The 21,025-nt window shown below is 49.7% G+C and carries 33 protein-coding genes; 11 read left to right on the top strand and 22 right to left on the bottom strand.

Translation table 11 applies throughout. The features are described 5' to 3' along the window. Positions 1-72: 72 nt before the first annotated feature. The 7 genes from BMX55_RS11140 to BMX55_RS11110 all read left to right on the top strand — a co-directional run bounded on the left by BMX55_RS11140 (position 73) and on the right by BMX55_RS11110 (position 7,316). On the top strand, positions 73-1,377 hold the full coding sequence (locus BMX55_RS11140) for a metallophosphoesterase family protein (RefSeq protein ID WP_091457575.1): 1,305 nt from the start codon (positions 73-75) through the stop codon (positions 1,375-1,377). A gap of 118 nt (positions 1,378-1,495) precedes the next feature. Continuing rightward, the gene (locus BMX55_RS11135; protein ID WP_091457572.1) at positions 1,496-3,928 is read left to right on the top strand and encodes an AAA family ATPase; all 2,433 of its coding nucleotides are present in this window, start codon (positions 1,496-1,498) and stop codon (positions 3,926-3,928) included. Between the two features lie 93 nt (positions 3,929-4,021). Continuing rightward, on the top strand, positions 4,022-4,426 hold the full coding sequence (locus BMX55_RS11130) for a hypothetical protein (protein WP_091457569.1): 405 nt from the start codon (positions 4,022-4,024) through the stop codon (positions 4,424-4,426). A 16-nt stretch (positions 4,427-4,442) separates the two neighbouring features. Beyond that, positions 4,443-4,628, top strand: coding sequence for a hypothetical protein (locus tag BMX55_RS11125; RefSeq protein ID WP_091457567.1), 186 nt, complete (start codon positions 4,443-4,445; stop codon positions 4,626-4,628). Positions 4,629-4,716: 88 nt separating this feature from the next. Next, entirely contained in the window at positions 4,717-5,568 is an 852-nt protein-coding gene (locus BMX55_RS11120) for a hypothetical protein (protein ID WP_091457564.1), read from the top strand. 72 nt (positions 5,569-5,640) lie between these two features. Beyond that, the gene (gene ssb / locus BMX55_RS11115; RefSeq protein ID WP_091457561.1) at positions 5,641-6,117 is read left to right on the top strand and encodes a single-stranded DNA-binding protein; all 477 of its coding nucleotides are present in this window, start codon (positions 5,641-5,643) and stop codon (positions 6,115-6,117) included. Positions 6,118-6,161: 44 nt separating this feature from the next. Beyond that, positions 6,162-7,316 carry a DUF7146 domain-containing protein gene (locus tag BMX55_RS11110; protein ID WP_091457559.1) on the top strand — a complete coding sequence of 385 codons (1,155 nt, stop codon included), beginning with the start codon at positions 6,162-6,164 and terminating at the stop codon, positions 7,314-7,316. Between the two features lie 304 nt (positions 7,317-7,620). Here the strand turns inward: BMX55_RS11110 and BMX55_RS11100 are convergent, their stop codons facing one another. The 22 genes from BMX55_RS11100 to BMX55_RS11005 all read right to left on the bottom strand — a co-directional run bounded on the left by BMX55_RS11100 (position 7,621) and on the right by BMX55_RS11005 (position 19,355). Beyond that, positions 7,621-7,893, bottom strand: a complete 273-nt coding sequence (locus tag BMX55_RS11100; protein ID WP_143059644.1) for a hypothetical protein — start codon at positions 7,891-7,893, stop codon at positions 7,621-7,623. Between the two features lie 137 nt (positions 7,894-8,030). Then, a complete protein-coding gene (locus BMX55_RS16205) occupies positions 8,031-8,219 on the bottom strand; it encodes a hypothetical protein (protein WP_143059643.1) in 189 nt (62 codons plus the stop codon). 19 nt (positions 8,220-8,238) lie between these two features. Continuing rightward, entirely contained in the window at positions 8,239-8,703 is a 465-nt protein-coding gene (locus tag BMX55_RS11095) for a hypothetical protein (protein WP_091457550.1), read from the bottom strand. A gap of 239 nt (positions 8,704-8,942) precedes the next feature. Beyond that, positions 8,943-9,296: a hypothetical protein gene (locus BMX55_RS11090; RefSeq protein WP_143059642.1), complete on the bottom strand. Its 354-nt coding sequence runs from the start codon at positions 9,294-9,296 to the stop codon at positions 8,943-8,945. Positions 9,297-9,433: 137 nt separating this feature from the next. Further along, positions 9,434-9,703 carry a hypothetical protein gene (locus BMX55_RS11085; RefSeq protein WP_091457542.1) on the bottom strand — a complete coding sequence of 90 codons (270 nt, stop codon included), beginning with the start codon at positions 9,701-9,703 and terminating at the stop codon, positions 9,434-9,436. Beyond that, on the bottom strand, positions 9,691-10,122 hold the full coding sequence (locus tag BMX55_RS16940) for a beta barrel domain-containing protein (RefSeq protein WP_091457539.1): 432 nt from the start codon (positions 10,120-10,122) through the stop codon (positions 9,691-9,693). Before BMX55_RS16940 ends, BMX55_RS11085 begins: the two co-directional genes overlap by 13 nt. Before the next feature lie 3 nt (positions 10,123-10,125). Beyond that, complete coding sequence (locus tag BMX55_RS11075; RefSeq protein ID WP_091457536.1) at positions 10,126-10,389, bottom strand: hypothetical protein; 264 nt, start codon at positions 10,387-10,389, stop codon at positions 10,126-10,128. Between the two features lie 322 nt (positions 10,390-10,711). After that, the gene (locus BMX55_RS11065) at positions 10,712-11,224 is read right to left on the bottom strand and encodes a hypothetical protein (protein ID WP_091457530.1); all 513 of its coding nucleotides are present in this window, start codon (positions 11,222-11,224) and stop codon (positions 10,712-10,714) included. An 84-nt stretch (positions 11,225-11,308) separates the two neighbouring features. Further along, on the bottom strand, positions 11,309-12,094 hold the full coding sequence (locus BMX55_RS11060) for a DNA cytosine methyltransferase (protein ID WP_091457528.1): 786 nt from the start codon (positions 12,092-12,094) through the stop codon (positions 11,309-11,311). Between the two features lie 73 nt (positions 12,095-12,167). Next, on the bottom strand, positions 12,168-12,824 hold the full coding sequence (locus tag BMX55_RS11055; protein WP_091457524.1) for a DUF7168 domain-containing protein: 657 nt from the start codon (positions 12,822-12,824) through the stop codon (positions 12,168-12,170). 90 nt (positions 12,825-12,914) lie between these two features. Further along, on the bottom strand, positions 12,915-13,043 hold the full coding sequence (locus BMX55_RS16860; RefSeq protein WP_281242835.1) for a hypothetical protein: 129 nt from the start codon (positions 13,041-13,043) through the stop codon (positions 12,915-12,917). Next, positions 13,043-13,294 (bottom strand): hypothetical protein, encoded by a 252-nt coding sequence (locus BMX55_RS11050; RefSeq protein ID WP_091457521.1) that lies wholly within the window; start codon positions 13,292-13,294, stop codon positions 13,043-13,045. The genes BMX55_RS16860 and BMX55_RS11050 overlap by 1 nt, the downstream gene beginning before the upstream one ends. A 29-nt stretch (positions 13,295-13,323) precedes the next feature. After that, positions 13,324-13,992 carry a hypothetical protein gene (locus BMX55_RS16200; RefSeq protein WP_143059641.1) on the bottom strand — a complete coding sequence of 223 codons (669 nt, stop codon included), beginning with the start codon at positions 13,990-13,992 and terminating at the stop codon, positions 13,324-13,326. Between the two features lie 68 nt (positions 13,993-14,060). Further along, entirely contained in the window at positions 14,061-14,945 is an 885-nt protein-coding gene (locus BMX55_RS11035; protein ID WP_091457513.1) for a recombination-associated protein RdgC, read from the bottom strand. Between the two features lie 39 nt (positions 14,946-14,984). Beyond that, on the bottom strand, positions 14,985-15,362 hold the full coding sequence (locus tag BMX55_RS11030; RefSeq protein WP_143059640.1) for a hypothetical protein: 378 nt from the start codon (positions 15,360-15,362) through the stop codon (positions 14,985-14,987). Between the two features lie 12 nt (positions 15,363-15,374). Next, a complete protein-coding gene (locus tag BMX55_RS16195) occupies positions 15,375-15,608 on the bottom strand; it encodes a ubiquitin family protein (RefSeq protein WP_143059639.1) in 234 nt (77 codons plus the stop codon). A gap of 25 nt (positions 15,609-15,633) precedes the next feature. Further along, entirely contained in the window at positions 15,634-16,125 is a 492-nt protein-coding gene (locus BMX55_RS11025; RefSeq protein WP_091457506.1) for a hypothetical protein, read from the bottom strand. Between the two features lie 66 nt (positions 16,126-16,191). Next, positions 16,192-16,614, bottom strand: coding sequence for a hypothetical protein (locus BMX55_RS16190; protein WP_143059638.1), 423 nt, complete (start codon positions 16,612-16,614; stop codon positions 16,192-16,194). Between the two features lie 22 nt (positions 16,615-16,636). Continuing rightward, positions 16,637-17,068 carry a hypothetical protein gene (locus tag BMX55_RS16460; protein WP_177172881.1) on the bottom strand — a complete coding sequence of 144 codons (432 nt, stop codon included), beginning with the start codon at positions 17,066-17,068 and terminating at the stop codon, positions 16,637-16,639. Between the two features lie 180 nt (positions 17,069-17,248). After that, positions 17,249-17,995: a hypothetical protein gene (locus BMX55_RS11015; RefSeq protein WP_091457503.1), complete on the bottom strand. Its 747-nt coding sequence runs from the start codon at positions 17,993-17,995 to the stop codon at positions 17,249-17,251. 67 nt (positions 17,996-18,062) lie between these two features. Then, positions 18,063-18,587 (bottom strand): hypothetical protein, encoded by a 525-nt coding sequence (locus BMX55_RS11010; RefSeq protein WP_091457500.1) that lies wholly within the window; start codon positions 18,585-18,587, stop codon positions 18,063-18,065. 84 nt (positions 18,588-18,671) lie between these two features. Continuing rightward, entirely contained in the window at positions 18,672-19,355 is a 684-nt protein-coding gene (locus BMX55_RS11005) for a phosphatase PAP2 family protein (RefSeq protein ID WP_091457496.1), read from the bottom strand. Positions 19,356-19,668: 313 nt separating this feature from the next. Between BMX55_RS11005 and BMX55_RS11000 the strand changes: the two genes are divergently transcribed. From BMX55_RS11000 to BMX55_RS10985, 4 genes are all read left to right on the top strand, one after another. After that, entirely contained in the window at positions 19,669-19,857 is a 189-nt protein-coding gene (locus BMX55_RS11000; protein ID WP_143059637.1) for a hypothetical protein, read from the top strand. Positions 19,858-19,969: 112 nt separating this feature from the next. After that, on the top strand, positions 19,970-20,149 hold the full coding sequence (locus BMX55_RS10995) for a hypothetical protein (protein ID WP_091457489.1): 180 nt from the start codon (positions 19,970-19,972) through the stop codon (positions 20,147-20,149). A gap of 149 nt (positions 20,150-20,298) precedes the next feature. Continuing rightward, positions 20,299-20,634 carry a hypothetical protein gene (locus BMX55_RS10990; RefSeq protein ID WP_091457486.1) on the top strand — a complete coding sequence of 112 codons (336 nt, stop codon included), beginning with the start codon at positions 20,299-20,301 and terminating at the stop codon, positions 20,632-20,634. 8 nt (positions 20,635-20,642) lie between these two features. After that, positions 20,643-20,939 (top strand): hypothetical protein, encoded by a 297-nt coding sequence (locus BMX55_RS10985; RefSeq protein WP_091457482.1) that lies wholly within the window; start codon positions 20,643-20,645, stop codon positions 20,937-20,939. The last annotated feature ends 86 nt before the right edge of the window (positions 20,940-21,025 follow it).

Raw genomic sequence — 21,025 nt, 5'->3', positions numbered from 1 at the left:
AAAGATATTTCGCATTGGTTTTTATGCGTAATACCTTTCATTAATGCCCAAAATTTGGGAAGGAAAGGAATCATGATTAAAGTTGCACATTTTTCAGATTTGCACTATGGGCCTAAAAACCTAGAAGAAGCAGATCGGTGCTTTGATGCCGCAGTCTCCGATGCGATTGCCAGTGGCGTTCAATGCGCGGTCATCACTGGCGATAGCACTGACCATGCACTAGATGCACACCAGCCTGTCGTTCGTGCGCTGGCCCAGCAAGTTCAGCGCTTGGCGGATCACTGCCCGGTGTTGATGTTGCAAGGCACTTTCAGCCATGAGCCTCCGGGCTTCTTGCGGATGCTGGCAATGGTCGGATCGAAATACCCGATCACGGTTGCTGATGGCGTGGCCTCCTTTGGCTTGCTGTCGGACGGTTCCGCGATTGAAAAAATGCGAAGCGGTGGTGACTACAAACTGGTTTTCCATGCGCTGCCTACCTTGAACAAAGCGGCCTTGGCTGCCTTGTCCGGTCAGGTTGCTGATGGTGCGGTTCATACTCAAGCGCGGGCCATCATTGCCCGATTGCTGGAGTCTTGGGCACCAGTGAACGTAGCGCTGCGCAGCAAAGGCATCCCTTCGATGGTGCTGAGTCACGGCACGGTGTTCAACAGCGTCTCCGAGCATGGTGTCCCCATGTCTGGAACGGATCACGAACTCGATCTTGGGGCGCTATTCGCCTCTGATGCCTCTGGTGTTGCCCTTGGGCATATCCACAAGCAACAAGACTGGGTGGATACCGGCAGTGGTCATCGTCAAGTGGTGGCCTATCCGGGTTCCATTGGGCGCTTCCACCACGGTGAGCTTGGGGAAAAGCACTGGCTGCTCTGGTCGCTGGATGCCGAAGGCGCTGAAATCGAAAAATGCCCAACACCCGCCCGCCGCACGGTGGACTTGGTGTTCGATGGTGTGCCTGACCTTGAAAAATTGCGTGAGCTATCGGCGGGCCTCAAAGGTGCTGATGTGCGCCTGCGCTATGAGGTCGATGAGGAAAGTCGGCAAAAGGTAGATCGTGCTGCTCTGCGCGCTGTCTTGGAAGAAGCTGGTGTCAAAGACGTGCAGATTGAGGGCAAAACCTTGATCGTGCAGCGTCAGCGGGCAGCGGGCATTTCCACTGCCAGCTTGGAAGAAAAGATGGCGCTGTGGTGTGCCGCTACCAATACGCTGAACGTGCATGAATTACAGCAGCGTTTGAGCATTTTGTTGAACAACGATCCTGCTGCCATTACAAAAACTGTATTGGATCAATTGGAAAAACAAAGTAAGCCTCCAGAAGCCGAACCTGTCTCTGCTGAAAATGCAGAAACAGGCGAAGAACTGATCGTAGAACTTTTCTAATCCTCAATAACGAAACCCGCTTCGGCGGGCTTCCCTGTGATTTCACATTCGAGAATGTGTCACACGAAAGCCTGTCGGCTACTCCTTTTTAACACCCTTTATGGGGAAAGGAGTTTTCATGAAACCTAAGAAACTGAAATTAAAAGGCTTCAAGGGCATTGCATCTGGGCGTGGTAAATCTGAAGTTGAAATTGACTTCACAGGGATTAACCCGGAAGCCAAGATTGTTGCGCTGGCTGGCCCCAATGGTGTTGGCAAGTCCACCATCATCGATAACATGCACCCGTTCCGTGTCATGCCCTCGCGTTCGTCTAGGGCTGTCCCGTCTGCCTTTTCTTACAAAGATCAGGTCATCATGGGCGATTCTGGAAAGGAATTTGAGTGGTCGCACGATGGTATCGACTATCGAACCGTGTTCTCATTTCGCCAGACACCAAAAACTTTCAAGCAGGATTGCTTCCTGTTTGTAGTCGGTGCCGATGGTCAGGCCAAGCCTTGGAGTGATCCAGCTACCGGACTGACCAGCGATGGCAAAGCTGAAAACTATGACCAGTGCGTAGAGGCCATCTTGGGCAAGCCGGAAGTGTTTTTTACAGCGCAGTTTTCTGCACAGGGAAAGCAACCGATTGGCCGCATGACCGCTGGTGAGGTAAAAACCTTGCTGGGGCAAATGCTGGGCATGGAACAAACCGTGGCTCTTGGAGCTAAGGCCAACTCCGTGACCAAAGAACTCAAGCCGCACCTGAACGCCGCCCAAGAGGTGATCGCTCGGTTGTTGCGAGATCGCCCCAATCTGGAGCAGCTACAGCAGGAATACCAGCAGCAGCAGGCCCAGCTAGAGCGTCTGTACGATCAACAGGACAAGGCCAGCAAGCAACGCGACAAAGCACTTGAACATCTCTCGGTGGTCAAGCAGCAAGTAGCGCAGCAAGAAGGCATCCTGGCACAGCATCAGCAAGTTCAGCAGCAGCTCGATGGTGCGACTGAGGCAGCGCAAAGCAAACAGCAGGCATTGGCCCACAGGCATTCGCAAGAAAAGGCGATGCTCGATAGCCAAGTGCATCAGACTGCTTCGGCGGTCAATGTTGCGCGCCAGCGGGCAAGCGATTTGCGTAAGCAGATTGATACCCAAGGCGCATTGGTGGCCCAAGCCCCAGCACTGAATGCCGAACGTGAAAAATTGGTTCTGCTTGACGATAAGCGCAAAGCACAGGTAGCCATCATTGAGCGGAATGAACCTGCGGTATTCAAGCTCAACAGCATCCGTGAGGAGCTGATGGGTCTGAAGCAAGCGCTGGCCAAAGCTGAAACTGACGGTCGCCATATTGCTGATGTGTTGAACAAAGCTAAAGCAACGGCCTCGCTGCTCGGTGAAGTTCCATGTCACGGTACAGCAATGGCGGGATGCTGCAAGCTGCTCGCTGAATCCAATCATGCGGCCCAGAAAATACCTGCTGATGAAGTCAAGTACACCCGCGCTCGCTCGCAGTACAAAGACATCTTCTTGAAAACAGCCAGTCGAGAGCAGGAAATCGCCACAATGGTAGAGGCCGAAGGCCAGATCAAACAAGCCAAGCAAGCCTTGGTGGAAATTGATGCAGCCATCAGCACCTGCAACAGCGCGTTGGCCCGCCAGCCGTTTGTCGATGCCGCCGTGGAGCAGCTACCGCTATTGCAACAGCAAGCCCAACAGGCGCAAAGTGAATTGGATGGTGCCCAACAAGCCCAAGCCCAAGTCGCAGCACAGTTGAGCCAGCTAGAGCAACGTCAAACTGCCGAACGCGAAGAACTGAACCAAGAGTGCCAACGTGAAGTTGCCCGCTTGCAAGCTGCGAAAGCAAGTTTGCCCGCGATCAGCAACAGCAACGATGCACAGGCCGCGCAGCAAGCACTTGATGACGCTAACCGTTTGGAGCAATCCATCGCGGCGCAGCTACAAGGTTTGAACAAGGCCATGTTGGATACGCAAACCAAAATGAGTAGGGCGCAGGACATTGATTTTCAACTGGCGCAAGCACAGGAGCGGGTCAATCAGATCAGCGAAGAAATCTCAAAATGGCTTTTGCTGACCAAGGCACTTGGCACTGACGGCATTGTGGCAATGCAGATTGATGATGCAGGCCCAGCAATTGCCGGTATCACCAACACGCTGCTGCAAGACTGCTACGGCGGGCGGTTCCAGATCACTCTGGTAACGCAAGCCCAAACAGCGACAGGCATCACCAAAGAAGCGCTTTTGATTCAGGTCGAAGACACGCATCGAGGTGAAATCAAGCTGCTGGATGATATGTCTGGTGGTGAGAAAGTCTGGATCAATGAATGTCTGGTGCGTGGAATTGCACTGTATATCGCCCAAGCGGCTGATGTTCAGTATGAAACCTTGTTCTCGGACGAAAGCGATGGTGCATTAGACCCGGAACGCAAGCGGCAATACATGGAAATGCAAAGAGCAGTAGTGGAACGTGGTGGCTATTCGAGAGAATACATCATTACCCAAACTCCTGAGCTTTTGAATTTGTGTGATGCGGTGATCGACGTTTCGATACTCTAGAAAAATGGAAGGCAGCAATGCCTTTCCCAGTGCCATTCAAAAGTGGTACAGGGAAAGGTCGTCTTTTTTTGCCGTTAATACGGAAGGGACGTAATGCAAGACCTTTTTGGAACAGAAGTCGAAGAAGAAAGGCCAGTTCTTTCTGATGCGGAGCTGGACAATCTCGTTGAAAACATCTTTTTTGAAGGTGAGCTTATCACACAGGTAGGCGTTAATCTTCAAAAATTGAAAACTCAAAAATCCACTGAAAAAATCAGCCCAGCCCGCAAGGTTGCATGGGAGGATTTTCTGTGGATTTACGACTTGGGAATGCCAGCAGCTTTGTCTTTTGATAAGGCATGTGAAGCATCCAATGCTGACGCAGAAAACATCCGCTGCATGATTAGTAGGGAATTTTCCGATGAAATTCGCGTTATGTGCGAAGTTCTAACTACCCGGATGCCGGAATGCGAGGAAGAATTTTCACGCAAACTCGGTCGCTACATCAAACTTAAATAACTCTTAGGAGAAGAAAATGAATAAATTCCAAAAACAAAGCCACATTAACGTCCAAGCTGCTCCCAAAAAGAGCTTCGGGGAAATGTTCGGTGCATTCTTGATGATTCTGATTCTTGGCATTCCAGTGTTCTTTATTGGAATTGCCATTGGCTTCCTCCAAGGAAAAAAGGCTGCGGAGAATTCAGATTCTATTGAGGCGTAAAAAAAAGAGGTAGCAAAAGCTGCCTCCTGAGTGCAGATTACGTCTGCATTGAGGAAGCGGTTTTATCAACTCTCTTTTGAGGAAAAGTATGGAACGCTTACAAAATGCAATTTCGGTTGCAAGAATTATCACCAAAAGTTTTTTCACTGAAGTGATGGCTCAATTCTCCTCTGAAAAATCCTCGGTGATTGTTGAGGAAAAAATGACCCTGAGCGAACTGAAGGAAAAGATTTCTAAGGACGCACTGAATGCTGGCGAAGCAGTAGCTCATGGTGTAGATCATGAGTTTAAAATTGCTCGTTTAACCAAAATGATTCGCGTTGGTGATTGCCATGTGTACCTTCGCATCTATAACAATAGAGTCGAGCGTGTCATGACAAAACCACGCCCAAACTACTCTTGGGAAACTACCACGGAGCAGTTATTTGAGCGTGTTGCCCTTCGGGACTACACACCAGATATTGCACACAAAGAAAAAATGGACTTCTCAATGGCAGGTGCAATCGAGTTTACCAAGCGTGAACTCGGTATCGCCACTGATGCCGGGCCTGTTATGAAAGAAGGAAATTCGGCATCTGAAGCTGATTTTCTTTCTAGCGTAACACCGCCCCAGAAATGGGAAATCAATAGCAAAAACCAGCAAGTGAATAACGATCCGGGCGTGGTGAAAATCACAAAAGGAAAAGTTGTTTTTGCTGATAAAGCAGTTATCAGGCCGCAAGGTCGTGGTGCTTACACCACCTTTACGGTTGTTTTGAAAACTGCTGATGGGTCAGATGTGCAATACAGTGGTGTTGAACTTGAAAAATTGTTCTTGGCTGGGAAGTTCTCGGTTGGGGATAACGTGGTTCTGAAGAAAGGGGTTGAAACCTTTTCCAAAGAATTAGGTGGTGTGACGAAAAACGGCGTGCGTAACAGCTACGAAGTTGAAATCATCTAAAAACTAGCAAGCATTCAGTGATAAGTAGCCCTTGTCGCTGGTGCAAAATCATTTTACTGAAAGGAAATTTTTATGGCGTCCATCAACAAAGTTATTATCGTCGGCAATTTGGGAAAAGACCCTGAGATTCGTACTTTCCAAGGTGGTGGTCAGGTGGCTAACGTGACCATTGCCACCACTGACAAATGGAGGGATAAGCAAACTGGCGATGCCAGAGAACAAACTGAATGGCACCGTATTGTGTTCAGTGGTGGCTTGGCGGGCATTGTAGGAAAGTACCTCCACAAAGGTTCTCAAATCTATGTGGAAGGCTCTTTGCGCACACGAAGCTGGGAGAAAGATGGGGTTAGACAGTACGTGACTGAAATTCGCGCTGACGTTATGCAAATGCTGGGAAACCGGGGTAATAGTGACAGCACTGATGGTGGCAATGATGGATATGGTAGTGGCAATTCTGCTCCGGCACCTCGTCATTCCTCGGCACCATCGCAAAACCAAGATGAACACTTTACTGAACGAGATTTTGGTGATGATGATATTCCGTTCTGAACCATAGGTTTTAATAAAGGAGACAGGCCCAACAGGGCTTGTCTATGGATTTTCTGAAATCCATAGATAAGCGTTGTAATTATTACAACACCCTATTTTGGGGAAAGGAAATTATGGAAGAACAAGCATATCCGGAGATCGATTTCGGAAATTTAGAATGGCTTCATCTTTTGCCCCACTTGGGAGTAGATGCTGCTTTGATAGCTAATCCAAAAAAGCGTGGCCCTTGCCCAATAGAGCGGGCTGGTCATTCGCGTTTTCGATTTATCAATAAAAAAGGGAGAGGTGACTGGATTTGTAACTGTGGTGCTGGTGATGGGGTGAGATTGCTTGCACTGGTGCATGGTATCTCGGATGCGGATGCTGTGCGGATGATTCGAGATCATCTTTACGGCGCACCTGCAAATTCCTACACAAGAAAAACACCAATTATTACTGAAACAGAAAAAACACCGGAAGAAATCGAGAAGGCAAGAAGCTACTTGATTTCGGTGTCTCGTGGCAGCAAAAATTTGCAAGGGAGTTTGGCACAAGCATATTTGGAAACCAGAATACCGGGGTTAAATTCGGAATGGGTATCGCGGTTTTTGAGATTTCACCCTTCTTTATTCCACAAGGATGAAGATACGGGCGCAACATCTCGACACCCAGCAATGCTTGGATATGTAGTGAATTGGGGCGATCCGAGTAAAGCTGTATCGATTCACAGAACCTACTTGTCTGCCAAGATGCCGGGGCAAAAAGCACCTGTTTCACCTAAGCAAGTCAAAAAAATGATGACTGCTACGGTGAATAAAATTGCAGGTGAATCCGTCAAGTTGAACCGCTGCAAGTCCAGCACCGCGATAGTGGCAGAGGGGATTGAAAATGGTCTTGCATGGGTTGCTGCTACAGAAAATCAATATTCCACCCATGCAGCACTGAATTGCTACAATTTGGCCAAATTCATTTGGCCAAAAGATACTAAGCATCTCATTATTGCTGGGGATAATGACCATCCCAATCCGAAGTCCGGGCTTCGTCCGGGTCTGTACTATGCTTTGATACTGAAAGAGCGGGCCGAGAAGGACGGTTTGACAGTTGATCTGCGGATGCCTCCGGTTGCCGGGGTAGATTTTGACGATCTCTGGATTGACGGAAAGCACGAGTTCTTTGTCATCCCTGAGCGCCAAAGCCATGCTGCTGTAGCTGTTGCCTGAAATGCAAACCCTCCAAAACCAAACCCGCCCATCGTGGCGGGTTTTTTTATGACCGGCCAAATTTGGCCGGTCGTTGGTGGACTGTCACCTCACCTAGCTGGGGTTAGCGGCTTCAATCCATTTCTGTACCATGCCATTGAATGAAAACCTCACCAACGCTGGAAAGACGCGGAGTGCATCTGTGTCAATTGTCCGGTGTAGTGCATTTTCAGCAAACTCTTTCCGCTCATGGAAGCTCTTAAAAAACCAGCCATTTCCCCTTTTCACGGCCAGAACAAATCCATTCTTTACCATTTGCTTTCCCTTATGCGTTCTTGTTTTGTTCGGATACTAATTCCCATCGAAAAAATTGTCGTGAATACATCACCTGCCCCGCTTCCCGCAGCGCCTGAATTCGCTGCTCAATCAACTTACATTCCTTATTGCCTCCACGGTAAAAATCGAACCCAAGCTCAATTGCCGCGATATTGAGTAATTTCGTTACCCAAATTGGGTGAATTCCTAGGTTTTGCCGAATGTGCTCTTTGATAGCATCGTCGAGTTCTTTGTATTTGTTGATTTTGATTTCAGTAGGCATAAATTTCATTAACTTTTAATTCTGAACAAAAAAGCATGGTATTTAGCGCCTGTCTGGCATTTACATTATATTGTCATTGATTTCACGAGGTTCAATTCCGTGAAATTTAATAACGGAATTCTTTAGCACTTTAGGATTTAATCCTGCCCATGTTCTTCTTCAAGTTGTCCTTTGCAATGGGCCAGATACCAGTCGTAGTATCCCAAGGCGCGTCCATCGAGTTTGCAAGTGCCAAAGCACATCCGATCAGGGTCGGTCAATAGGTATGGGCAATTCGGGGCGCAGTGCATATCGCCTTCACCCATAGTTATTGGCACAATTTCCATTATAAATTTCCTTGGTAATTTAATTGCTGGTGTCGGGTCTTGATAAATGGTGCGCTACCCATAAGTTATGCCCATGCAAATCGGCCTTGGCGCAGGGCGCTTCGTGGTCGTGGGCATGAATGCAGCGCTTGTCTCCGCACACCGGGCAAACAATCATCTGCGTGGCTTCTGCTGGCAAAAATAGTGGCCCCAGCGTAGTTCCTTCATTCCTGTCCCGTAGGCACCGCCTGCATTGGCATTGACTGATGGTGGATGTGTCCATAGATTCTTTCGGTTGGTTTGTCACCGTGCCTTGAGTGGAAGACTGAAGCGTAAGCGAGACAAAATAAAAAAACATCAATGTGGCAGCAACAATTGCAGTTGTGTTTCGCAGCCATTCATTTCCAGTCACTATTGAGAAAGCTATAATGGCAGGAGAGAATAAGCCGCTTATAATGATTGCTACTCTTGCGATAACTTGAATTAATGTTTCTTTGACTTTCATAATCTTAAAGTTTGGCTATTATTTATCTGAGCCTGAACTTCTATTCAGTTGTTGTTGGTTTCACGCGGGGCGATGGTGGCCTGCTCCTTGCGCCCATCCGTCAGTGGCTGGCGCACCGCCTCATTCCTATTGAATGGGGAGTCGATGCCTGTAGGTGCTGGCAGAGGCAGGGGCTAGATATTGGGGGCTTTGTTCAGTCATTTTGCAGAATCCTTCGGTAGCCTCTCTGGGCAGTGGTTTCAAGTGCGTGACTTGCACGTATCCCCGCACGCAGCGCATCCATCGATATTGAAAAGTTCGCTGGTGCTGGTGCAGCGCGCGGCAGGAATTGGCTGCCCTGCTGGTACGAAGGCGATGCACTTCACTTCGCCTTCAGGCATACGCCGCCACTCCACAGCCTCGCCACGGAAGGAGGCACCGATGATTTCGCATTTTTCGTTGTCGTCGCAGTCTTCGACAGCGCAGTCGTCACGCATTGCAGAATCGCGCGCACAGTTGCCGCACCAGTCTGATAGAAAGCTATAGCCGACATCGCCATTGCTTGGCTGCCACTGTTCTCCCGGCAGTGGCCCCGGTGTTGGTGTGTAACTCATGTTCTCTCCAAATAAAGGCCCGCACTAGGCGGACTTGCGTGGCTTGGCTGGCCGCTCAATCAGGTGCTGGTGGTCTGGGGTTGATCGGGATTTTTATTAGACCGGCCAAATTTGGCCGGTCGCTGGTGATTCGGGCGCTAGGCATCAACCCACGCGCCACCTACTTGCACCACGGGTCGAAAGTCTCGGCCCATGCTGCTGCTCGCCATGAATACCTGCCCAGGGTTCGGCAGCGCGGCGGCAAGATCGTCTTTGTTCCCGCTTACGCTCCACCACGCGCGTAACTCGTGCAGGCTACAACCAAGCGCCCCTGCGGCCTTGGCTTGGCTGGTGGCCGCAACAACGGTACGGCACTGCCCGCGCGCACCCATCTGCACCAGCCCTCCAAATACCTTCAATTTCGCCATGCTCTCTCCCAGTTAGGCGGCGGCGGTGATTCATCGCCTAAGCGGCACGACCCGCGAGACTTGCACGCATCCCCGCACGCACCGCACCCACCGAACAGCAGTTCACGCGCCTCTTTGATTCGCTCCACGGTCAGTTTGTTGGGTGGACTACCCTCTGAGCTGATTTCACCGCGCAACGCCTCCCACGCACGCCGAAGCTGTACTTCCGCCTCCCATGCTTCTTTGCTCAAGTAGCACTGGCCCGGTGATGAGTATTGGCCACCATCAACCGTGAGGGTTTCGGCTGAAATGCGATACTGCCCATTTTTGGTTGTGAGCCACACACGCCCCACTTTCTCGATTTCTACCTCGCGTGGCTCACCCATATAGCCCACATACTTATTCGGCACCAGCCAGAGTCTTTGACCAACAGTAAACATTCTTTATTCGACACTCAGATTGGAGTTTTTATTGGTAAGACTGTCATCTGGACTGTCAGTGCTTTCAGACGTTTCCTTATCTAGCTCACGCCAAGTGTCACCGTCCTTGTAGGCTCCTGCTGGAGCATCTGCAAAAAACTCTGTATCACAGCCAAGGCGCTGCACAGCCATCAAAATAATACTTTCCGCATTCCGCTCGCTCTTGTTTTCAGCAAGCAAGCGAACCTTGTTCGTACACATATTGACCGCGATAACATCAATCGTCATATTCTCTCCAAGGCGAAAATTTCAAAAAGGCAGAACAATTATTACCTGCCGAAACTTGGCGTGATAATAGCGCAAGTTTTAAGATGGTCAATTTCTTGAGCCTACGACGACATTAAAAAACCGATTTCAGAAATAGCTACTATGAGCGTGACGGCAATCAAAACAAGCAGTATCTGAATGCGGGCCTTGGTTTTTCCTTCCGTGTATCCCTTCGCATAAGAACGGGATTCCGGCGTGGGGCTACATTGCTCGCGCAAGTTGTCTAAGACTCTCTCAAAATCAGGCATTTCAGTAACTCAGGTTAGTGGCAGAGATTTCGCGCTCATGCAGGAACCAATGTCCAGCGAGAAAGTTTGCGCGAGTATTTGATTTGCCCTGCTTTTTTTAGCACCTGTAATCGACGGTCAATCAAGCGCCATTCTTTGTCATCGCCACGGTACATATCGCGTCCAAGATTGGATGCCGCTATGTTTAGCAAGTTTTGGGAATGAACCGGATGTTTTTCAGGGGTTTTTTTGATATAGTTTTTGATAGCCTCGTCCAGTTCTTCGTATTTGCTGGCGGCGGGTGCTTTTTCTGTTGTGCCAGCCATTGCTTTGCCAATATCGCTGGCTAGGCCATCAATGTCGCTGGCATCGCGTGCTGGGTAGAATTGGAGGGATTCGTCGCTGGCAGTTTGGGCTACAACGCTGACACTGCTCCCGTAGGTTGAAACTTGGACGTGGACAAGCTCTGATAGCGCAACCATGCCATCCGCCTCGGCGGTGCCTTCTTGGGCGCTCTTGATGGCAAAGCCGCGATCCTTGAGGCTTTGGGCGATAGTGGCTGCGTGCATTTTTTCTATCCTGATACTGGTGGTTGGTGGGGGCGGTCGGGATTTTTAGACCGGCCAAATTTGGCCGGTCGTCGCTGCTGCTGGTCAGGGGGTGGTCATGCGCCACCATGCCTCTGCAACCACTCTTGGAACTTGCCCATTTCCAAGGGCCTCAAGGCGGTTGTGCCTATCGGCCATCCCATGTAATACTCGCAAAGCTCCGGCGTAGGAATCAGCCCTTTGTGCAACATCGACTGCGCCCAGTTCATGCTGCCAGACTTGCCCTTTTTGCTTATTTTGCGAGGCTTTCCGTTGGCTTGGACAGTGACTCGTTCGGGTGGTAATTCCCGCTCCACTGGCATAACCTTTGTGGGTGTTGTATCCAACAATCCAAATGCGTTTGCGTTCGTGGGGCGCTCCAACATCACTGGCTCCCACAACTCCCCACCGAGCATCAAACCCCATTGAGGCAAGGTCAGCGAGGACTGTGGCAAGTCCTCTGGAAACAAGCAGTGGTGAGTTTTCCACCAGGACGTAGCGGGGTTGAACTTCAGAGATAATCCGTGCCATTTCTCGCCAAAGTCCGCTTCTTTCCCCGTCCAGCCCAGCCCCTTTTCCACCACTGGAATTTCCACCGCTGGAAATGTCTTGGCACGGGAATCCGCCGCACACAATGTCTGCGATTCCATTCCAAGGTCGCCCATCGAATTTCGTGACATCTGCAAAGATGGGAAACCACGGAAGGACACCATCCGCCTGACGCGCTGATAAGACCTGCTGGCAATACTCATTGATTTCGACGGCGCAGATTGGCTGGTGTCCGAGTAGAAGGTCGGCAAATACCCCTCCGCCAGCGCCTGCAAATAAGTGGAGAGTTCTGAGGCGGTGCAATTTACTGGCCCTTCCGCTGATTGGTTTTTTGTTAATTCTGACATTCGATCTAAAACTTTTACTTGATCTTAGATTAGCTCAAGCCAATTTCAAGTTTTCTTTTTCTGAGGTCATCAGCATTCGTAACTTGTCGTGCGATGTATTCCGTGGCTCCTTTTACTATTCTCTTTCTGGCAGTAGCTGCAATCGCCTTTTCAGTGTCAGGCGTATTCGATAAATCTCGTACAAGCCGCCCAACTGCCCGTACCCAGCCCTCGGAAAAGGCATTGCTCATGCTGCTGATAGTTGACTGGTTTCCTCCCGCCAAACGGATAAACTCTGAATTCTTCTCTATCCAATTTTCTTGTGTAAACTTGCACTTCTTCGCAAGCACTTCTGCCGTGTAGGCTGCGATTTCGGGCTGTGCCTGTTGCCCGATAAAAATGAACTGGCCTGCGGTTGTTTGGCTACTGCCTTCGGTTGAGTAAAAAACTTTTCTGACAAGCATCTGGCAGCCAAATGCTTTGCTCACCATCGAGACAAGCGAAAGCTCCCAATTGGCTACTTGATCGCTTGTAATGGTTTGGCTATCGATGATTGATTCGCCAATTTCCTGCGTGCAGGCATCGTGCTTGCAGGTAAGTTTTTGTGCCCGTCCCATTGCGACTGCCGCTTCCTGCGGATCGGGCTTGTCGCGTAGGGTAAGGCACTTTTTGATTTCTGAGAAAAATTCAGCATCAGTGGTGGACATTTCAGTGAAGATTTTTCGCCGCTTCCGGTATGTTTAGCGCGCTTCGGTGAATTGTCACCGGCGGAAATTTGTCAACCGGGAGCGAAAAATCTACTTTAGGATCGACTTTTCGATCTCTGGCCTGATGCAAGCCTGCGCCGACTGCTGCTTGTACGGAAAAGCCTTGCGATAGGCAAGAATGGCGATTTCTTCGTCAGTTAAGATTTCGTTGTTTGCCATCAATACCATCCATCATCTTCGTTGTGCCACAACTTGCCTGTTTCGACTTCCACAAAAACATCTGACGTCCATTTGCCACGAACGATAGTGCCTATTCCCATGTCAGGTTTATTTTGAGTGTGGTCATTTCCGCAGGCTTGCACCATCTCCGTCAAATCGGCCTGCACATCTACCAATGTTCCGCTTTTACCAACGCGACCATAGAAGTGTAGATGGATGCTTTCGCCCGGTTCCAAGTATCGTTTTTTCATTTTGAAATTTCACTTCATTTTTCGGTGTTTCAAAGGACGGCTTGTGCATTGTCTGCAATGCGCCAAAAATCTTCCGCCTTAATGGTGGCCTTGTCCACGGGAACACCGTTGTGACTGGTGAAGTATTGCTTTAGCTCGTTCACAGCCTTCTGAAAATTCTTCAGTCCAAGAACCTTGTTTTTGAGTAGATCAATTTCTTTGGCTAACTGATTGGCTTTTTCAGCAGGGGTCTGGCCTTCTTTGCGTTGGAGAATAACAGAGAACGGCCCCATTTCTGGATGGTGCATTTGCATTTCAAGGTAATTGACAGCACCAGTTTCCTTGAACTGACCGGCAAAAGATGCTGCCAGCATCTGGCACGCAATACCTTTTATGTGAAAATTCAATCCAGTTTCATCAAGGTTCAAGCCGTTAATGTACGCTTCTCCAGCCACATATTCAGCGATAGAATGATTTTCTATCTTCTCCGTGGGGATACCTTCGCAAGCATTCCAGCACACCTGAAGACGATGAGCGTTAGCATTCAGTTCGGCTTCGCTGGCGCTAGGGCGGCCATGAACGGTTGCGATCCACATATTTTCATGTTCTCCTTTGCGCCCTTCTGCGACAGGTTCCCACATATAAACCGTCCGATCTTGAAGGCTCAGGCGGCCAGCGGTGTGGGTGGCGGGCGATGTGTTGTCTGGTGAATTTTGCATTTTCGGAAGTGTGGAGAGGTTCAATTAGCAAAGACTTGGCGCGAAGGCGTGAAAAACTCTTTCTGGAATTACTCGGCGCGTTCACCACCCAATGCGGCAATCAAGCAAGGAATTAGGCTTTCCAGTTCTCCGGTAATAATTGCGGCATCCGCATCGAATCCAGTGTCTGATTTGTCGTTGGTGACTACATCAAGCACGTCGATCTTTTTGAGCTGGTGCGTGTCGGTCAGGACAAAGGAAACACGATCCCGCCAGGTCATCGCCAGCTTGGTGGGCATCTTTCCTTCCTCGATGTGAGCGCTGATTTCAGCAATGTCCAACGGGTGACGGGCGTAGCGCACCACGGCCTTGTCTGCGTCGGCGCTCTTGAGTTCGCACTCGCGGTCAATGCTGAAGTCGGCAGGTGGCTCCTGCGTGGACAGCCACTGCGCCATCGCAGTCGCAGGGCTGGTCTGGGTGTCCAGCAGCGATAGAGCAATCCCAGAGATGGCCTTAACCAGCCCCGTTGTGACCGCATCCGCCTTGCCTTGGCTGCTCGTGTCAATCACCAAGAAATCCGTTTTGGGGTTGATCCAAGCCATCACTTCGCTCTGCTTTGTGAATGCCTTGGGTAGCAAGTCCAACTTGACCTCGGCCTTGATTTCGTCCCGTAGGCGCTTGCCCGGTTTGCGGCCTGTTTCCTGCTCGATCAGGGCCGCCTTCTCCTTCACCTTTTCCGCGATGACGCTGGCGGGTAGCAGCTTGGTTTCGGTCTTAAACCGGAGTAGCCATTGCCCACCCACGGATTCGATCAATGGCCCGTTTTCTTCGCGTCGCGGGGGAATCCAGCCGTGAGAGGATTCTTCGGTTGGCTTGCATGGTGTGAAGGCGCTTTCATTCAAGGATTGTTCTGCGCGTTGGAAATCATCAACAGTCAGTCCAGCGATACGGTAAATAATAAGATTCTTGAACATAGTGTTATTCCTGTGGAAAGTTTTGGTGAAGAAATAGGTTTAGGCTTTGGCTTTGGATTGGAAGGAGGCCAGTGTTTGTTTTGTTTTTGTGTGGGCTTCTTTTTCCTTGGCTAAAGCAGTTCGCAAATTGGCAAGTTCTTGCTGAAGTTCGGTGCGATAGATTTCGCTGCTGATGCGTTCTGCTGCCAGAGAGCGGCCCTTTAGTTCTTGGGTCAGAATGCCTTTGCCGAAATTCCAAAGGGTGGCGAGGCGCTCGGCATCTTCATTGCTTTCCGTTAAATACGGACTTTCACAAATCCCGGTAAAGCACAAAATCTTCTTTGTGTTCGGGATACCTACGACAACAAAATTCCTCTGCTGCCCGTCGAGTGTGATAAGGCTTGTTCCAGCTTCGACGGTGGTTTTAATGGCGGTCATGACACTGTACGCTTACTGGTAGGTTGGAGGTGTGATGATGTAATAAGGGAACGGCCAGCCCTCGTTAATCGTTGCGATTCTGGCCCCAAGCTCGCGCAGACGCGCATTGTGTTTATCTGCCAACAGGGTGTTTGGCGGGTCGCTGCTTAATTGTTCTGACTGGATATTCAGCGCATCTGCTAATTCACCCACCGACTTACAGCGAACCTTTTTGCCACTCCGAAGAACATCAGCCCAATGACACATCTGATTTCCTTGTGGCTTTGCTGATTTATTTACGCATGGCTTCTTCGACTTCTTTCAAGAGATCGTCGAGTTTTTCAATGGAAAAATCAGACTGGCCTTGCCCGCCTTCAATGTGGCTCTTAGCCAATTTCAGCATGGAGACTAATTTGTCTTTTTGCAATTCAGATTTCAGAAGTCTCAAGGCCAGATCAACTTCTTCTTTTTCAGGGAAACCAAACTCACGATTGCGCTGTTGGACTGGCTCTGTGGCCCCCAGCGAAACCGCTAGTGCATTTGCTTGATCACGGATGCCCGCATTGCTGGTGTATGCGTAGTCATAGTAGAACGACGCATAGGTGAACGGCTCCATCCCTTCGTACTGAACAACAACGTGCTTGTCGCCTAAGAAGTCGCCTTCGATCCAAATGTTTTTTTTCAGGATTTTGACAATTTTGGCGGTAGGCGCAGAAAAGCTGTTTGCTGGAGCGGCTTCTGGTGCGCTATCGGTGGATTCGACTTTATTAGATTGCTCGGTCATGAAATCTCCTTGTGAAAAATGCTCTTGGCTCTACAAATTTACCTTGGAAAAAGGCAAATTCAAGTTTCAGTTGTTCACGATTGCGAAAAACGCTTCCGACCAAGATTTCCCACTTTTAACTCCAGCCAAAATTCGATTCATTCCTGCCTTCGTTAATGCGGGGTGTGTGTGCAGACAGCATTCGATGGCATCTTCGTGTGATTCGGCACGACTCATGCACACGGGGCAGACGGCGGGGGCAGTGGCCCGTGCGCAGCATTCTTTCGCTTCCGATTCTGATGCGTGCTGTTTATTGCATTCAACGCAAAAGTATTCGAGACTCGAATTAAAAGAACCGCAACACTCGTCCGCTCCGCGCTGGGCCTCGTAGTCTTTTTTGCAGGATGAGCAGAACCAAACGGACATGGCATCGCCACCTGCTGAACTTGGCATATTGGGGCCAAGCTCATTGATGCGAATCATCCGTGAAAAATAATCAGCAGTTTGCATTCTTGGCCCCAATTTCTTGAAGTTAAGAGTCGGATTCTTTTTGAAGTTTCCGCTCTTTGTGGCGGCTTGCTGCCAAAGCAAGTCCAGTAAAATTGCCTTCTTCTCCGAGAATTGCTTCCGCAAATTTATTTTGATTTTCTGCCGAAATATTGATGATTCCATCAATGAAGGTTTTTTCACCATCAACCCACCCGGATTGAAAGTCCACTGGGGAAGGGCTACTAATCTTTATCTGGTGCCCGTTGAAATCGGCCCAATTCATGTTATTGACGGCCCAATCTTTGATTTCGTCTGTATCCGACTCGAAAATAGGAACGGTGTCTTCTTTCAGGCTTTTTTCTACGTCACCACCGAATTCGTTGGCGTAGTGTTCGGCGCGGTGGCGCGCGATCATTTCCACAGGCACTGCCCAGATAGATTTGTCGGGCATTGCAATGGTCATGTACTTGTGCATTTTTGGACTTCCTTGGCTTTGTTGGGTAATTTTTCCGGGCAATCTGTGTCGAATTCTGGTGGCGCAATCCACTCGTTGCTAAATTTGATTGGCAATGTGTGCCGCAGGCAATCTCTGCATTCTGGTATGGGGTATTGATCGCCATTTCTGGGATCAATACCTGCACACAGAGCAGGCTTATTAGCTGCTTTGTTCATTTTTGAAATGACCAGATTTCAGCAATTCTGCGCGGGTGAATTTTTTGATGTTTTTCAACTCGCAAAATAATGGTGGTTCTTGGGTTTGAATCCAATCACCTACTAATTTTTCCAGTTCACTACATTTTTCTTCGTTGCGCATCAATTCGGAAAGCCAATCGTGACCTTCCTCGCCAATATTGTCGTAGGCGTTCACATTGGCATCTTCAAGGATTCCTGATCCATCCACAAATTTATGTGCCGTTGGATAAAAATTTTCGCCAACAAAAACATGATCCAGTTCAGGATTTGCCTGTAGACGCTTGGCAGCAGCTTGTTCGGCGGTGGGTTCGGTGGATGGAGAAAAGTAGTCTTCAGCCGAATTGCCTACCGAATAAGCTGAGGGCTTATCTTCGGTGCCATCACCTTCAGCAACGACCGGCCAAATTTGGCCGGTGTCAGCATTCCGGTGCCACCAGCCGACAAAGCCGCCAGCGGTGCAGAAACCGCGCTTAGGCTCCACGGCTGTGGGATCGTCGGATTGCCGCTCTACGGAGTAGCCAGTGATCTTGTAGCCTTCGGCTAGAAGCTCTTGCAGCTTGCGCGTGGCAACACTGGTAAATAGAGGGGGCGCAAAAGGCTGGGTGTCAGCGGACTGAGAAGATTCTTCGGGCTGGTGGGCCTCGCCAAAGGGTTCTTCCGCCATCTCCCAATCAATGCAGGGTTTGAAGTTTGCTGTGGGGTTTTCCATATTTTTTCAAAAAAAAGCCCGCCTAGCTGCGGGCCTTGCTTATTTACTAAGCGGGTTGTCGTGGTGTTTATTGTTGATTTTCCGAATCACCAGAAGCCTGAGAAACTTCTTCGGGCACGGGGTTGAGCAAGTTGTCCTGTGCCGGTGCGGGTGTTTGGCCTTGATCCTGTGCAGATGCCTGCTCGTCGGTTTTGCTGCCACGGCGTTTGCGGGGCGTGACGGATTCGCTGGGGACAACTTCCAGCGAAAGACCTTCGCCCATCAGTTTCACGGTATCTACAGCACTGGCCTCCTCGATTTTCAGTTTCGCGCCAATCGCGTGCAGCAGCGCCACGCTTTCATTTTTGGCCTGAATCAGGCGGAGGGTGCCGTTTTCTTCAGTCAGTTGAAAAATTTTGCGCGCAACTGTTTCGCTGGGGACAACTTCCAGCGAGATACCTTCGCCGATCAGTTTGACGGTATCTACAGCACTAGCTGCCTCGATTTTCAGTTTCGCACCAAGCGCGTGCAACAACGCCGCACCTTCGTTTTGGGCCTGAATCAGGCGGCGGGTGCCATCTTGTTCAATCAGATGAAAAATTTTGTCGGCCATGAGGTTTCCTTTCAGTGAATAAAGTGGCTACAAATCAAGATTACTTGACGATGGAGTGAAGTCAAATGCTCTTCACGCAAGCATTCAAGGTTGAAAAATTTGAGGCAAGGCGTCGCGCTCAAACTCTGCAATGTGGTATTTCGGTAATGCTTTGGGTTTGCAAGCTGCATCTAAGGCATCCCAGATTTGCCGTGCCAGCTCAAAGCCAGCTTGCGTGTCGCTGGCGTAGTGCAGGCCAGCAATTTCGCGTCCGTGGGCCACATCAATGGCTAGGTGCTTGAGCGCTGGGGCTGCACTGGGTACGGCGGCCCCTAGTACGAACGCCGTGAGCATGGACTGCGTTGCATGGCCGCTGGGGTACGATGCGTGCCAGGGCACGGATACCACGGTGCTCAAGCTGCTATCAGCGGTGTTGGGACGTTTGCGGGCATAGAAATCTTTCAAAATCAAAGTGATTTTTTCCGCTTCTTTTTGCGCCACCGTGATCTGGCGTTCAAGCTCAGGGTGATCTTTCGCTTGCAACCCGGCAGCAGCCCAAAACTTGGGTGTCGGGTCGTATTCTTCTGCTCTGATCGCGGCAACCCGCTCTGGCGTTCGCAATTCCTGCATCAACTTCAATCGCTGTGCATCCGCCCAGTCGTCTGCGGGCGGGGCGGGCAGTGTTGGAGTGAACCCTGTCGTGATACAGCCAGCTTGTGCAAGCGCGCTTGCTGATAGCGCGGTAAAGGCCACTGTGGCGGCTGCCAAGATGCGGTGATGTGATGCCATTGAAATTTTTTCCGGTTGCGATGCCCCGTATCTTCTGTGCAGTAAAGCACTCAAACGACGCGAAAAGTGCTATGAATGAAGCATCTTTCGACCGGCGGAATTGCTACTTTTTCTGGTTCAATACAGCTATCCGCAATTGCGGAATGTCAATAGAAGCAAGCCATCCCGCTTGGGGTGTGCTGCGCGTCCACTGCTACTCCCAAGTCAATCTGTCTTTCCTGTGTGTTCGCTTGTTTGTGAGCCTACAGGAAAGGCGTTTGCGCCCATCCCTTCTCAACCCCCCTTCGCTGGGGCACCGAAAGGAATGCCACTTATGGTTAAAAAGAAATTCACGGCTGACCCTTGGGCTGTCTGGAATTACGGCGAATCAGCTATTGATGTTGCCGTTGGGCCTGTCGTTGGTGGTGTGGCTGTTGCACAGATCACCACTGCAAATGGACATTGCATCCACACTGCTGAGACTATGGGGCTAGGACAAGCTAACGCTCGTCTGATCGCGTAGTCTCCGAAACTCGTTGAGGTAGTCGAAAAGCTGCTGAACGAACTGGGTGACTCAACATCCGATGCCTCTGTGTTTGCATATGAGGTACTTTTGAAAGTCGAAGGAGAAAATAATGAGTCAGAGTGAAGAAAATAATGCTGAAGTCGGAACAACCCGTAATGATCTTGGGATGGCACTTTTGCTGTCAGGATTGCAAAGTCCGGGGGCGCTGACCACTTTGTTCGCTGGTGGACAAGACCTCATGTTGACTTGGGAATCCAATCTCATGTCGAGCAAAGTATCGTCGGAATAAAACTGACGACTCTTTGATTTGAAAGGGCAAGGCTTTTATGCCTTGCCTTTTTAGCATTCATTTTTCTGTATCTTTCACTGGAGGCTACAGAAAAGGCGAATGCCAATCCTTTCTCAACACCCTTTTTAGGGAAATTTTGAAAGGAAAATATGTCTCGAACAATTCGTCGGAAAAATGAAAAGTGGCTCAAGGTAGTTTTCTTTGGCTATGGGTTTGAAATGATCGAAGGGGAAATCACTTTTCGCAGCAAGCATTCGGGTGGACAAGCAGTTGTGCGTTCGCCTCGGAATTACAACGGTGGGGTTTCTTCTGAAAAAATGCACGAGATTCGGGTGAACGCGAAATTTCACTCGGATGCGACTTTTATGCGATCTGGCTCCCGCCTACCTATCAATAAGATTCACCGTGCAAAAAGCAAGATGGCACTGCAAACATCAATTGCTCGCTGTGCTGAATCTGATCTGATCCTTCCGAATCTGCTCTAGTGTGCCTTATGAGTAGCCACCACGACTGGATACTAGAAGTCATAAAAGAGCATGATAAAAAAAAGCCATTCGCTCCTGAAAACGGAAAAGAACTGGCCTTCAATGTCGGTGACGAAGTGATCTATTTGGGCTGTGACGGTGACGAAGCTGCTGACATGGAGAGGACGTTCTTGGTCACGGGGCTTTATCTGCCCAATCCAATGACTGCCCTTTATGCAAGTGGCTACCGCTACATGCTCAAGTGGAGTTCGCACTGGATGCCAGTGAAAGAGTCGTCCATCCAGTTAAAACGGCTGGCGACTTGATTTATCGAAGAAAGCAAGGTGTAAAAACCTTGCTTTCAACACCGCATTCATTTTTCTGTATTTTCAGTCGAGGCTACAGAAAAGGC

The sequence above is a fragment of the Giesbergeria anulus genome (genome assembly GCF_900111115.1).
GTDB lineage: Bacteria > Pseudomonadota > Gammaproteobacteria > Burkholderiales > Burkholderiaceae_C > Simplicispira > Simplicispira anulus.
This window is presented reverse-complemented; position numbering and strand designations above follow the sequence as displayed.